19 protein-coding genes are annotated in these 12,357 nt (G+C 55.1%); 8 read left to right on the top strand and 11 right to left on the bottom strand.

The window, feature by feature from the left end; genetic code table 11:
- Positions 1-84: 84 nt before the first annotated feature.
- On the bottom strand, positions 85-237 hold the full coding sequence (locus FSY45_RS27930) for a hypothetical protein (RefSeq protein WP_370512850.1): 153 nt from the start codon (positions 235-237) through the stop codon (positions 85-87).
- Positions 238-381: 144 nt separating this feature from the next.
- Here FSY45_RS27930 and FSY45_RS23775 point away from each other — a divergent pair, with 144 nt between their 5' ends.
- The gene (locus FSY45_RS23775; RefSeq protein WP_046462868.1) at positions 382-1,221 is read left to right on the top strand and encodes an AlpA family phage regulatory protein; all 840 of its coding nucleotides are present in this window, start codon (positions 382-384) and stop codon (positions 1,219-1,221) included.
- Between the two features lie 190 nt (positions 1,222-1,411).
- Here the strand turns inward: FSY45_RS23775 and FSY45_RS23770 are convergent, their stop codons facing one another.
- Positions 1,412-2,098, bottom strand: a complete 687-nt coding sequence (locus FSY45_RS23770) for a response regulator transcription factor (protein WP_052951170.1) — start codon at positions 2,096-2,098, stop codon at positions 1,412-1,414.
- Between the two features lie 668 nt (positions 2,099-2,766).
- Between FSY45_RS23770 and FSY45_RS27925 the strand changes: the two genes are divergently transcribed.
- The 3 genes from FSY45_RS27925 (at position 2,767) to FSY45_RS23745 (ending at position 4,570) form a co-directional block, all read left to right on the top strand.
- Positions 2,767-3,390 carry a hypothetical protein gene (locus FSY45_RS27925; RefSeq protein ID WP_223305791.1) on the top strand — a complete coding sequence of 208 codons (624 nt, stop codon included), beginning with the start codon at positions 2,767-2,769 and terminating at the stop codon, positions 3,388-3,390.
- Positions 3,391-3,640: 250 nt separating this feature from the next.
- Positions 3,641-4,207 carry a GcrA family cell cycle regulator gene (locus tag FSY45_RS27920; protein ID WP_238707540.1) on the top strand — a complete coding sequence of 189 codons (567 nt, stop codon included), beginning with the start codon at positions 3,641-3,643 and terminating at the stop codon, positions 4,205-4,207.
- Positions 4,208-4,237: 30 nt separating this feature from the next.
- A complete protein-coding gene (locus FSY45_RS23745) occupies positions 4,238-4,570 on the top strand; it encodes a hypothetical protein (protein WP_046462785.1) in 333 nt (110 codons plus the stop codon).
- Positions 4,571-4,836: 266 nt separating this feature from the next.
- Here the strand turns inward: FSY45_RS23745 and FSY45_RS23735 are convergent, their stop codons facing one another.
- From FSY45_RS23735 to FSY45_RS23700, 8 genes are all read right to left on the bottom strand, one after another.
- Positions 4,837-5,121: a hypothetical protein gene (locus FSY45_RS23735; protein ID WP_131667215.1), complete on the bottom strand. Its 285-nt coding sequence runs from the start codon at positions 5,119-5,121 to the stop codon at positions 4,837-4,839.
- A 167-nt stretch (positions 5,122-5,288) separates the two neighbouring features.
- Positions 5,289-6,323 (bottom strand): tyrosine-type recombinase/integrase, encoded by a 1,035-nt coding sequence (locus tag FSY45_RS23730; RefSeq protein WP_255443422.1) that lies wholly within the window; start codon positions 6,321-6,323, stop codon positions 5,289-5,291.
- Positions 6,316-6,543: a DUF4224 domain-containing protein gene (locus FSY45_RS23725; protein ID WP_100086377.1), complete on the bottom strand. Its 228-nt coding sequence runs from the start codon at positions 6,541-6,543 to the stop codon at positions 6,316-6,318. Before FSY45_RS23725 ends, FSY45_RS23730 begins: the two co-directional genes overlap by 8 nt.
- A gap of 103 nt (positions 6,544-6,646) precedes the next feature.
- A complete protein-coding gene (locus FSY45_RS23720; protein WP_046462787.1) occupies positions 6,647-6,859 on the bottom strand; it encodes a hypothetical protein in 213 nt (70 codons plus the stop codon).
- Entirely contained in the window at positions 6,856-7,419 is a 564-nt protein-coding gene (locus tag FSY45_RS23715) for a hypothetical protein (RefSeq protein ID WP_046462788.1), read from the bottom strand. Before FSY45_RS23715 ends, FSY45_RS23720 begins: the two co-directional genes overlap by 4 nt.
- A gap of 40 nt (positions 7,420-7,459) precedes the next feature.
- Positions 7,460-8,272: a hypothetical protein gene (locus FSY45_RS23710; RefSeq protein WP_046462789.1), complete on the bottom strand. Its 813-nt coding sequence runs from the start codon at positions 8,270-8,272 to the stop codon at positions 7,460-7,462.
- Positions 8,272-8,700: a hypothetical protein gene (locus FSY45_RS23705; protein ID WP_131667217.1), complete on the bottom strand. Its 429-nt coding sequence runs from the start codon at positions 8,698-8,700 to the stop codon at positions 8,272-8,274. Before FSY45_RS23705 ends, FSY45_RS23710 begins: the two co-directional genes overlap by 1 nt.
- 178 nt (positions 8,701-8,878) lie before the next feature.
- Complete coding sequence (locus FSY45_RS23700; RefSeq protein WP_223305785.1) at positions 8,879-9,757, bottom strand: DNA cytosine methyltransferase; 879 nt, start codon at positions 9,755-9,757, stop codon at positions 8,879-8,881.
- On the opposite strand from FSY45_RS23700, the gene FSY45_RS28385 reads away from it, so the two are divergent.
- Positions 9,683-9,862, top strand: a complete 180-nt coding sequence (locus FSY45_RS28385) for a hypothetical protein (protein WP_255443423.1) — start codon at positions 9,683-9,685, stop codon at positions 9,860-9,862. The two genes, FSY45_RS23700 and FSY45_RS28385, sit on opposite strands and share 75 nt — an antisense overlap.
- Before the next feature lie 24 nt (positions 9,863-9,886).
- A complete protein-coding gene (locus tag FSY45_RS23695; RefSeq protein WP_222864882.1) occupies positions 9,887-10,432 on the top strand; it encodes a lipocalin family protein in 546 nt (181 codons plus the stop codon).
- Between the two features lie 238 nt (positions 10,433-10,670).
- Here the strand turns inward: FSY45_RS23695 and FSY45_RS23690 are convergent, their stop codons facing one another.
- Positions 10,671-10,853, bottom strand: coding sequence for a hypothetical protein (locus FSY45_RS23690; protein WP_046462792.1), 183 nt, complete (start codon positions 10,851-10,853; stop codon positions 10,671-10,673).
- A gap of 651 nt (positions 10,854-11,504) precedes the next feature.
- Here FSY45_RS23690 and infA point away from each other — a divergent pair.
- Entirely contained in the window at positions 11,505-11,777 is a 273-nt protein-coding gene (gene infA / locus FSY45_RS23680; RefSeq protein WP_034383896.1) for a translation initiation factor IF-1, read from the top strand.
- Positions 11,778-11,838: 61 nt separating this feature from the next.
- Positions 11,839-12,090: an RNA-binding protein gene (locus FSY45_RS23675; protein WP_034383899.1), complete on the top strand. Its 252-nt coding sequence runs from the start codon at positions 11,839-11,841 to the stop codon at positions 12,088-12,090.
- The last annotated feature ends 267 nt before the right edge of the window (positions 12,091-12,357 follow it).

Here is a 12,357-nt window from a genome sequence, read left to right as displayed (position 1 = left end):
GGCGACGCTCGTAACAGCTTTCATCCTCTCATTCCTCCTGTGCGAAGGAATGTAGCAGAGGAGTAGCCGCGGCCCGGCAGTCTCTCAATAGCCTTCAACCAAAGGCATTTCCGTCCCATCGACCGCAATCATCACGCCCGTGGTGTTGGGGTCGATTTCTATTGGGACTCCCCACATGTCATTGGGCTTGGCGAAGGCGTTGACGATGTTGAACTGGCGCAGCTCTTCCGGCGGCAATAAGCAATACCGGAAATGCAAATCGTTCTTGCGCTACTCCCGTGTTAGAGTGTTTCTTACATTGATATCAACTATCAAGAATCAATATCTATTGCATTGATTAACTATGGTGCATGCACCTAACATCCGAATTCAAGAGGCCATATGTCTAGGGAGAGCACGTCACGTGTCACTAAACATGTCATCCCTATGGATGAGGTGTTGATTCGGACAGCGCTATCAAAATCGATGCTCTACAAGCTCTTGCGGCAGGACAAGTTTCCTCACCCAACGCCGATGAGCAATAGAAGCATTGGCTGGTTCGAGGCTGATATCGAAAACTGGCTACAGGCTAGAAAAGCAGCTCGCCAAGTCAATCTCGCACTCCCCCTCGTCTACATGGCGGGCAGGATGGGAGAGTCTGTAGAAAACAAGAAGTCAGGCGGGGACTTTTCTTGCTGGCGAATCTTCGATGTTTCCAAATCCAGTGCCCTCGGTGCTTTAGGAACGGAAAGCTCGGAAGCTGAGGTACTGATCGCGCCGCCGCAAGAAATGGTCTTTTATGGAACGCGCACAAGGTTCATGTACTCGGGCCCCTGGAAGGCCAGAGGCAGCGACCACGGGCACACGCATGGAGTGACTTCGTGCTCGCCTGATATAGCTCAGAACGCGGCATACCGTGGAGCGCTCCAAGGCATTTCACGGGCTGATGTAGTTGTGGCCTATCTCGAAGATCTGGAAGCCTACGGCACTCTGGTTGAGATTGGCTACGCCCGGGCGGCTGGAAAGAGAGTGATCGTGATTACTTCACCGGCACTTCATAAGCCACCGCTTAACGATGCTTGGAGTAGCGGGCTCTGGTTTGCTATTCGGGCTGCGGATCGGCACATTGAATTGCCAGACCACCCCGGCAGCACCTCAAAGGAGCACTGGCAATTGGCTCATGCGCAAGCAGCACTGATGGTTGCAGAGTGGTTTCCAAGCACTATGGTCTCAACCACCTAAAGCCTTGCCCATACCAAGGTTGCGAAGGATTTTGAACATTACCAAACAAGGGCTGCGCAATCGAAAGAAGTCAGGTAAAAAGCGTCTGCAACCTTGTGAATAAATTCACTTACCAAAGATATTCAATCAAATAATATTTGTAAGAAAAATTCCATTTATCTTGAACTTAAATTCAGACAAAAAAGAGAGTTCAAATGATGCCTGTCAGCATTGCATATCTGACAGCTTGTGCTCTGGTTCTGACTTGCATTTTTCCGTAAATATTTTTTACATGTGTTGCCACAGTCAATGGGCTGATTTCTAAGTAGGACGAAATCTCTTGAGTGGTTTTTCCTTGAGCTATCAACTTCAATATATCTATTTCTCTTTCAGTCAGTGACTCAAATTTTTTATGCGTGAAGATTTTTTCTCCCTGCATAGCTGCATTAAATATTTTTGGAATGATTTTTTTCGCCACCCGGGGAGATATCGCAGCTCCACCATTGGCTACTTCCAGCACAGCCTGCAAATAGCTTCCAAACCACGAATTCTTCACCAGGTATCCAACAGCGCCTCTCTTAAGAGCATCCATGGCCGCATCGTCGCTTTCACTTGCAGAAATTGCGATGCATAGCACGTCAGGCCTTTTTAGCTGGATGGACTCCAGCAGCTCAGCTCCTTGGCCTTCGCCAATAGACAGGTCGATGAGGAGTACATCGAACTCTTGAGAAAAGACGCTCTTACGAGCCTCTTTGTAGCTGGACGCCTGCCCTACAAGAAGAGTGCGCGGGTCACGCATGAGCTCCTGCGCGATTACGTTCCTGATGTGTCTGTCTTCGTCGACCAGAAAGACTCGCACAGGTTGGCTCTGCTGACCCTTCATGTCGGATGGCCACATGCCACCGAAAGCAATAGATGCGCCTTCAGTTCTGCCGACGTCAGACCGTGAGCTCATAGATGCGTCGGATAGATACATGTGACACCCCAGCAGGTAGATGGATTGGTTGGAAGTCACGCGAAAAATAAAATTTCCCTTTTTAAAAATCCACTAAAAGTAAATAAAGAAATACGTAGTTTATATTTTTACAAATTAAAACTATAATATGTGGTATCTATTGAAGTAGATGCGTGAAAAATAGATATAAACCCTTTGTTGTTGAAACATTGGACATGGAAAGTAAACAGAAATACAGATTACTTTTTTTAACACTGTAAGAATTTTCCCATGGATGCTATTTCTTCAATAGCGCACCATGTATAAAACACAATAACTTAATCAGTTTTTTATTGAATTAATTTAGTTAAGAAAATATTTTTAAACAGGGTATTACTGTTTCTCAGTCATTTTCTGAAACTGGCCTCACCGAATGCCTGTTTTGGAACGTAACCAAGCACTCCAGAACTTGTTGACGGTTAACAGGGGCCTTTTGCAGGTCTGCAAATGGTCTTTTGCTCACACACTCTCTCTTTCACTTGTCTGAAAACTCGCTATTTAAAGGAACGATCATGAAAAAGTCTGTGATTGCCATGGCGGTTATTGCGTTGGCTGGTGTTGCATCTGCTGCTGTGAGCAGCTCAAGCATTGCTGCCACCAACACGACGTCGAGCGCATCGTCTGCCACGATGTCGGGTGCGGCCAGCTCGGGCAACGGAAGTGCGCTGAGCATGAATAGTGCAACCTCCGGTGCAACGTCGAATGCAAACGCTGCTGGCGGCGCTATCGGCGGAGGCGGTTTTGGCATCGGTGGGGCAGCTGTCGGCGGTAGCGCAACTACTTTCGGTAATGTGAAGAGCCTTTCCGCCACTTCCGGCAACGGTGTTGCGGGCGGCGTAGCGGCTACCAATGCCAATGCGGGCTCAGCTGCTGCTGCCGGCTATAACGCAGGACCCGTCAACGGCACAGCCTTCGGCGGCGCCTCTTCTCAGACCGCGAATGTTGCTGCAACTGGCGCCGGCCCTGGCGGCGGCCTGGCCTACGTCCACAACAATGCAGGCACCACCTCTGGCTACAACGCCACATCGGGAGCCGTTTCCTCACCTTGGGGCTCGTTGACCAATACCACCTCTAATGCCGGTTCTGTGGGTACCGTCCATCAGAATGCCGGCGCCTGGGGTAACGCTGGCTACCTCTCCAACGGTGGTGGCACCTCCGGTACTGCCGGTGCAGGCTCAACGGCCAATGCCAATTAAGGCAGCTATCCCAAGATAGTTGTGTTTGTCCCGGGCCTGGCTGCCTGGCCAGGCTCGGGCAATGCAGGAGCAAAGCATGAAACTCTCAATAGCTCTGTTAAGTCTTTGCGTTCCTTTGTGCAGTTATGCGCAAAGTGCCGACAGCAGCGCGCAAAGCTCCTCAAACTCCTCATCTGTGGGTGCACAACAGAACCAGTCGGTCACGATTGTCAATCCGGTTGCATCTCCGGCGGAGAGCCGATCAACGGCCATGATGGAAAGCCGATCCACGTCAACCTCCGACCAGAACATCACAACGAGCGGAACGACTACCCAGAACCTGAACAATACGGTGTCCGGCACGTCCAAGAACATCGTCGAGTACAGCGGCACATACACACTGAAGAACGTTCCTAGCGTGAGCGGACCCAACCTCACTACCAGCAATGACACCTGCATGGGCAGCAGCAGCGGCAGTGCCAACGGACCTGGCTTTGGCGTGAGCTTCGGCACAACCTGGACGGACGAGCATTGCAAGCGCCTGAAAATGAGCCGTGAGCTCTGGAACAAGGGCATGAAGGCAGCCTCGCTGGCAATGGACTGCATGGATCCCGCCGCTCGCGTGGCACTGGAGATCACGGGTTCTAAATGCCCGCAATCCATGACCGCAGATGAGCGCCGGAACAACTACGGGCCGGATGCTTCGGCACAGGGTAGCCCAACTCCTGCTGCGCCCGCCTCAGAGGCTCAGTCGAGTTTTGCACCGGAAGTCGCTCGACCATCGGCTGTCACCTCTGTGATGGATGACCCACGTACAGCGCAGCTGTACCCCAATTAGTGGGTGTGATTCCTAATCTAGGAGGCCGCTATGGGCAAGACTCTAGCTCTTTTAGCGATTGCACTATGCAGCGCTTCGTCATTGGCTGCGCCCGACTCCAGGGCCATCAATGAACCGTTGAGCATTCAACGTCAGGTCTTCGGCAGCGGCGAACAAGGTGCGACAGGGATGCAGCAAGCCGAGCCAGTGGGGGACTATGGCGTCTGGCATGTGCCGCAGTACCTGCCTGGTTACCCTACTGCAGCAACTATCTGGCCTCGCGCTATCCCTGTGAAATGCAAGGACAGACAATGCGAAGGCTATGTGATTACCCCGCAGATGGGGCCAGGTGAGTACCTGTTTTTTGTGCCTACAAGCGAATAGGCTGGTCAAAGGCATCACAGGGCGACAGCACTCGATTAGTGCTAACCGCAAACTCACCTAACAAGGGCGGCTTCGTGCCGCCCTTGTTGATTTGTCCGCTGTAAATACGCTGCCACGCAGTGTTTATCTCAATAGAACTGTGTAACCGTTGCGTCGATGCTCTGCAGCCTTACCGTGGCCTGCTCATATTGGCCGGGCTCGCCACATCGGGCGATCAGGGGCGTCGTCTGAGACGCCGACTATGAGACAAAGGAAGGTGGTCGCAATCATGGGCTATTTGTGGCGTTTGAGCGGTGTTTCTGTGTTGCAAATTGATGCAAAAAACCCGCAGCCACATGCTTGGATGGATCGATTTTCGGCAATAAAGCCACGGCGCCGGAACTGGAAAAAGCGCTATCGGTGTCCTGCCGTGTCGTGTGAAGGGTGAAAAATCGCACCGATTTCGCACCGATGCCCTGAGAGCCGCATGGAGCCAAGTGCGGACGCGGGTTCAATTCCCGCCAGTCCACCATCTCCCAACAACCCAGCACATGCTGGGTTGTTTCAATCATCTGCCCGTAGCTCAGTTGGATAGAGCAACAGCCTTCTAAGCTCACCCAACAATCAAGCGCACAAGCGGGTTTCCCGAGGTTTTATGCTCCGCTTTACTGTATGTTTAAACAGTGTTTAAATGACGCAAACGTGTTGCAGCTAAAGCCTTTGCGGAGCAAGAATACCTCTATTTTGTAGCTTGAACCCTAGTGCCTCGGCGCAGGTAGTGGCGCTTGGTCGTCTGCACAGACGTGTGCCCCAATTGCTTGGACGCAGCCAGTTCTCCGCGTTCGTCGGCAACATCGTCTGCAGCTTTGGCGCGAAGGTCATAGAACCAGAAGGCACGGATCTGCGCGGCCAGCGCGGCATTGCCTGACTTATCAGCCTCGTCGGCGGCGTCAGATCGCGCAGTCTCAAACGCTTTGCGAAGCATTTGTTTGGACATGGCCTTACCGTATTGGCTGACCAGCAGATTTGCGCTCCAAGTCTTGTGTGATCGCTTTCGCTCCTCGATACGATCCAGCAGGGCCTTGAGCTCGCCTTCGATGATGAATCGAAGCGCCGCGGAGGTTTTGCTCTGCTTGATTACGAGGTAACCGTCAATGATGTCGTGGTCGGTAAGGGACCGGGTATCGCCGGGCCGCTGGCCAGTCAGATAGGCCAGGTCCATGGCGTCCTTCAATGCCACGTTGCCATGCTCGTAGACCAGGCGATAGACCTCATCGGAGATGTAGACCTCGCGCTTGCCGAGCGAGTGCCCTTCTATGCCCGTGCAAGGGTTCTCGTTCTCCGTCCAGCCCCAGGCCCGGGCCATGTTGAACATGTGTGAGAACACGCGCTTGAGCCGGTTGGCTGTGGTGGGAGTGTCCTTTGCCCATTGCAGCAGCAGATAGATGTGCTTGGGCTTGATGGCATTCAGCGGGGCCGGCGTCGGGTTGCAGAAGAAGGTGCGCAGCTTCTTCAAGTCACCCAATTGGGTGGCCTGTGTGGACTTGGCTTTGAGGGGGATGACCTCTGCCTCGTATTTGTCCGCCAGCTCTGCGAAGTTCTCAGCGACGGGCCTGGCAGGCATGGCCGAGAGTTCAAGCCATTTCTGCACAGCGACTCTGTAATCGCTGCCGAGCGGGATCTCTTTGCGCGGCTTGGCGCCGGTGTCGAAGTAGTAGTAGGTTGTGCCGGACTTCTGTTTGCGGGCCCGGAAGTTGGGCATTGCTTTAACCATGGCTAAACGCAGGCTCCCATGTTGCGGTGCTGACCTCTGGAATGGCCTGGCCTTCAATAGAGTGACGGGTAACGATAGGCCGACCCACAGCGTTGAGATAAAACGGAATCTTCATGGTGCGCAGGGCGGCTGCCTGAAGCATTTCGCGGGTCTTCCCCGCCTTGCCGCGCGCGATGCCGGTGAGTTCCCTGATTTCATCTGGAGTTAAGAACGTGCTCATGATCATTAATTCCATAAAAAAGCCCCGCATCAGCGGGGCTCGGGGTGGTTGATTGGTTCGCGCCATCTGTCGCGCTTGTCGCCGCGGTCGCGGGCTCGGCGGCTCATGCTTGGCCTTTCTGCGCCTGGGCGCGCTGGGCTGCCACGCGATGCCGCTCAAAGTGAGCTCGATACTCACCAGCTGTAGCGTTGTGCTTGTAGCAGTCGCGCAGTATGGGAAAATTCATGTCTGGGATTTCTTCCAGCATCACCTCCGCATAGCGACCAAAGTCTTCGGACTCTGCTCGAGCCTTCGCGATCTTTGCTTCAACTCTCATCCCTGCTGCGCTCCTTCCTTGGCTGCTGCCAGTGTTTGCAGCGCAGCGCGCACGGCATCAATGATTCGACTCAGGTAGGCGCGCTGAGGGTGTTGAGCCTGTGAGTCTTCGTCAGTCCCGTACCACCATTCCGCGCCATAAATGTCATGCAGAAAGTCCTTGCTGACTGTGTTCACTAGCGCATCAGTACCCTCGCACCAGGTCAAGTCATCGGCGTCATCGAAATACTCCCGCGCCTTTTCTGAGTCCAGTTCACGACTGCGGCGCATCTTGCAGATACGCTTTTGGCAGCGCTCCACGAACTGCTCCCCTGAAAACACCGTGCGATCAATGTGCTCGGCAAGATTGCTTATCAAGTAGCAGTTGTCGCAGCTTGCGAAAAACTGCGCGATGGTTTTACCGCCCATGCCGCCCCAGTAGCTGGCCCAGGCCTGTCCGTAGCATTCGATATTGATGCGCCCCTTACCGGGGCCAATGTCGTCAAGCGTTACGCGGATTGGGTCCAGCCCCTTCACGTCAGTGATGCGAACAAGGGAGACTGTTCCGGTTTCGATTTTCATGCTTCACCCCCTTGCGCTGCCTGGGCGGCGCGCTGTGCTGCTATCCGTGCGTGCATTCGCATGGCAGAGACTCCTGTATTGCGTTGATCTGAACTATCTTGTTGGCCTGAGCCCAGAACCGCTGATGCGGGATGTGCTCAGTTGCAGGAATGCCGGCAGCCTTCATCGCTGCGAATTTCGGCTCCATGTCTTCCAGATAGACCGGCTGGTCGCCGTCCCAGTGGATAGCGTGACCAATCTCGTCCTCTGCCCACTTGGCTTTGAGCCAGATGTCCGGGCGCGTGCAATAGACGATGTACCAGTGCTGCCAGCCAGCCTTGAGGCAGCCGATGCAGTTGCCGTGCTTGAAGACGCTGTAGGTGCAGGGGCGCGGGATGCCCAAGGCCTCGGTGCTCTCGTGCTTGCGCTCCATCCAGATCAGCGGGTAGTCCGTCTTCCAGCCCTGCGCTCCCATGATCCCGGCGCGGCGCTGAATGCGGTCTTGCTCGTTGGCATCGAAGCCGTAATAGATAGTGCTGTCATCCTGCGATGCATTCGCGCCCAGCCACTCCATGAATGGCTCGGTCTTGAGTCGCGCCGTGCATAGCTCTTGCCCGTTGTTAACCTTGAAGGCTCCCGACTCCACGCACACATCGAACTGGTCTTGTGTGGCATTGCGCCGGTTGGCGAACGTAATCGGCACGCGCAATAGCTCGGCCACTTCACGCTTGAATCGCTTGATGTCCGCATGCTCCACGCTGAAATGCATGTCATGGTTCAGCAGTACAAGGTTCTTGGTGCCGTAGCGATGGGCCACATCGAGCGCCACCAGGGCGGAGCTGTGGCCGCCTGAATAGCAGACGATGTGCTGCATCACTCCCCCTTTGCTGCCGCGATAGCGCTAGCTGCGTCTATGTCGGCGCAAGCGGCGCTGTAACTCATCACTGCAAGGCGCTCGCATATTGCGTTGCGGGCTATGCGTGCTTGTAGTGAGGCGTGGTCTTCGACAAGCCAGCGGAATCGCGCCGCATCCCGCGCGTCTGCCTGCGCCATGGGTGCTGCTGGCGAGAGAGCAAGTACCGCTTTCCAGATCCTGCGCGGTGAGTCAGTCTGGATTTCGATCTGATCGCGGCGGTTCACATAAATGTCGATGCCGTCCATGAGCAGATCCATGAACTCGCGCTTCATTTCGGGCGTCAAATCCACCGGCACCAGCTTCCAGCCATCAGGCACTGCCACGGCTGCGGGCGCTGCCTGGGCAGGGGCTGCTTCGATGGCCTGCGCGCGATCTGCGCTTTCCATGCTTTGCCTGGTGGGATGGCCTTGCTCGCCATCAATAAGCTGCCCGTGAAGCCACGATTTCCCACGCGGCGCGATGTTGAGCTCTGTGGGAATGGGGGCGTGGTTAGAAGTCTTGTCTTGCATATAGGTGGCTCCCAGAATGAGAAAAGCCCGCGGCTGCGGGCTGGGGTGTTGGTGGTCAGGGCATGCAGCTCATGCCCGCTTCGATGAAGATGCGCGCCTGTTCCGCGTTGATGGCATTGCCGTAGGCGCGCAGGCGTCCCACTCTGGCGGGAGCCCCATGAGCCAACGGGAATGTGCCGGGTTCAACTGGCCGCCACTTTCCATCTCGGCACAGGAGCCAGTCAGCAACTGACCAGAGGCCGTTAGTCGGGCTGGGCCCGGTGCTAGGTGAAGCGCTTGATCCGCCAAGCTGATCTGCGGATCGGTTGGCTTGCGGTTTCCAAGCACTGGTGGCCGAGCCTTGGCTTGCGTCATGGTGCTGTCGGGAGTGTTCCAGCCGGCCAGTGCCACCGCTTCTTGCATGAGCATTCCGCCCGCGTTCCGCGCCACCCGGTTTTCTGGCGTATCGCAACCGCTTTTCCAATCTCTGGCTGCCGGCGTGGGCCATCCAGTAGAGCCGGTCACGGATGTGCGGAGCACCGACGCCCGCAGACGGAAACGGGACCGCCCCGACCCTGTATCCCAAGCCTTCCAAGTCATCTTGTACAAGGTCGATCCAAGGATTTGCGTCACGGCTCGCAACCTGCTCTCCAAAGATTCCTGCAGGGCGGCGCTGTTCAATGAGGTGGAAGAAGTGCGGCCAAAGGTGCCGCTCGTCATCAAACCCAGCTCCTTCGCCTGCCGAGCTGAAAGGTTGGCAGGGACAGGAACCGGTCCAAACAGGTCGATCATCTGGCCAGCCGGCGCGGCGAAGTGCATAGGACCAGACACCGACGCCTGCGAAGAAATGGCACTGGGTGTATGGCTTGAGGTCTGAGGGGTGAACATCCTCGATGCTCCTTTCGTCAACGTCGCCTGGTGCTATATGTCCGGCGGCAATGAGGTTGCGCAGCATCTGTGCCGCGAACTTGTCTATTTCGTTGTAGTACGCCGGTTTCATGGCTCCAGAAAGCAAAAAGCCCGCTCTTCAAGGCGGGCTGGTTGGTGGATGGTTGAATGACGCTTTCAACCTCAGGAAACAACAATGCGTTTTTCGAGAAGCTCTCTAATTCGTACTGCTGCGTTAACCGTGGTTGCAGCAGGAGTTGCTGCGCTGTATGGCTGCGCTGTCTCGGTGCCTAAAGGCCTACAGCCTGTGACTGGCTTTGATGCCAAGCGCTACATGGGAACTTGGTACGAACTGGCCCGCATAGAGCACAGTTTTGAAAAAGGTCTGACTCAGGTCTCTGCGCAGTACAGCCTTAACGATGATGGCACCGTGGCCGTGGTCAATCGAGGCTATGACGCATCGAAGAAGGAATGGCGTCAAGCCAATGGCAAGGCGCGATTCCTGAGCGATCCCAGTATCGCCGCGCTCAAGGTGTCTTTCTTTGGTCCGTTCTACGGCGGCTACAACGTGGTGAGTCTGGATGACCAGTACCAGACGTCTTTGGTGATTGGCAACAGCCGCGACTATTTCTGGCTGCTCTCCCGAAGCAAGAGTATCCCTGAGCAGCAATTTAGGCGATTGCTGGAGAAGGCCCAATCGCTGGGTGTGGACCTGAGCCAAGTCCAGGTTGTCCCACAGTAGCGAGACAATTTTCAGCTCCAGAGAATGAGAAAAGCCCGCTCAGTGGCGGGCTGTAATCTTGTAAATATGTGCCTGTTAGTGGCGGCAAGGAGGTGGGTGACCTTGCTCCTCTTTGAGGCTTCAAAAAGGGCGCGCCGCAGCTTGAGCAGCACTTGGGGGTATTGATATTTGTCATGTCGATGCTGTTCATAAAAAAGCCCGCACGAAGGCGGGCAATGGCAATAGGGTGGAAGAACCTCTAGGTCTTGTTCCGGCCTCGATAGTCGAGGTCGCTGGCAGAGTAGTTCTCGCGCTTGCGCCAGTCCATCTGTACAGGGCCGGCATGTTCGGGAGGATAGGTGATGCGCTCTTTCTCCCGGCTGAGCTCCCATCGCTTGGCCTCCACAACATGGTGGACGGCCGACTTTTTAGTTGTGCTCATTGCAAGGCTCTCGCTAAATTTCCAAACAGTTGCCCCACGGTACAGGCTTACTGCAGACAGGTCTATTGATTTCTTTTTCGAGGGGTATCGTTCGACCGCCTCCAAGGACCGCGTCCTTCAGTGAAGCTGAATGTTGTGATTCCAAGGTCTTTCAATTCACCTATACTGGTTTCACTCGCTGTTTAGGCCGTTCGCCCCAACAGTGCCTGTCTGACACCATTGCCGCCCCTTGGCCGCAGGTAGCCGCTCTTCTCGCAAAGCACGCGGTGGTCACTCCCCTCTAGGCGAACTCACCAGATCCTGAACATCCTTATGGATCTGCGTTGCCCCCTGCATTCACAGCGGGCCTTCCCTATCTCACTTGATGGTCTGCGCAATCGTGCGTGCGGCCGTCCGATTTCATGCTGCACAAAAACATTACAGAGCAGATTGGCCGCTACGTGGTCACACCTCTGACACAGCCGAGCACCAGCGGCCAATTCCTGGCTGCCGTTTCCATTCGCCGCGGCACTTATGACCGCGTCATTCGATTTGTCCCTCAGTTTTCTAACGAGTCGCTCGCCTCTAACTACGCCCTGACTGAGGGGCGAAACATGGTGTTGAACCAAAGGCTGAACTGAGCGGCTGAATCCTTCACTCACAGGAGACACTTTGGCTAAAGAAGAACTAATCGAGATGTCGGGCCGAGTTGACGAGGTACTGCCAGATGCGCGATTTCGCGTGACTCTGGAAAACGGCCATCAGCTCATTGCTTACAGCGGCGGAAAGATGCGCAAGCACCGTATTCGCGTTCTGGCAGGCGACAAAGTGACCGTTGAAATGTCGCCCTACGACCTGAACAAAGGGCGCGTGACCTTTCGCCATCTTCCTCCTCGTACTGGTGCTGCTACTGGGGCCAAACCTGCCTTCAAGCGCCGCCGCTGACCCTTATCAATCTTGTAACCGCTCATCGCTGACATGCGTGAGCAATCTTTGAAAGAACACAATGCAATCCAATCTCTACGTTACCAATCTCGGCTATTCCATCGACAGCGAAGCCCTGCGCACACATTTCGGCAGCTGCGGTGATGTGGTCGCTGCAGACGTCATCATTGATCGTGACACTGGCCGTTCGCGCGGTTTCGGCTTCGTTGAAATGGGCACTCAAGAGCAGGCCCAGAAAGCGATCGAAACACTGAATGACCAGCCGCTTGGCGGTCGCGCACTGGGAGTGGCCTTGGCCCGTCCACGCAAATAATCTTCTTCGATCTGTAAGAAGGGCTCACGCCAAAAGCGTGAGCTTTTTCTTTTGCCGCCTCTCTTCCCGCAAGAGCAACTCAAGAGACAAGCTTCTTGATTTTCTGAAGCTGAACCTCCAGCCAGCTCTTTGCATTGCCGGGCAGCTGCTTTGGAGTGCTCCCCGTATTTGAGGACAGGAACCCTCACGTAATTTAACGGGTTGCCATGGCCTTTCGGCGGAACTCGCGTGGCGAGTGATACCGCAGGGCGCTATGGGGGTGGTGCT

The sequence above is a fragment of the Comamonas sp. Z1 genome (assembly GCF_008121555.1).
In the GTDB taxonomy this organism is placed as follows: domain Bacteria; phylum Pseudomonadota; class Gammaproteobacteria; order Burkholderiales; family Burkholderiaceae_C; genus Comamonas; species Comamonas thiooxydans.
The sequence above is the reverse complement of the archived record's forward strand: the minus strand, read 5'-3'. Positions and strand labels throughout refer to the sequence as shown.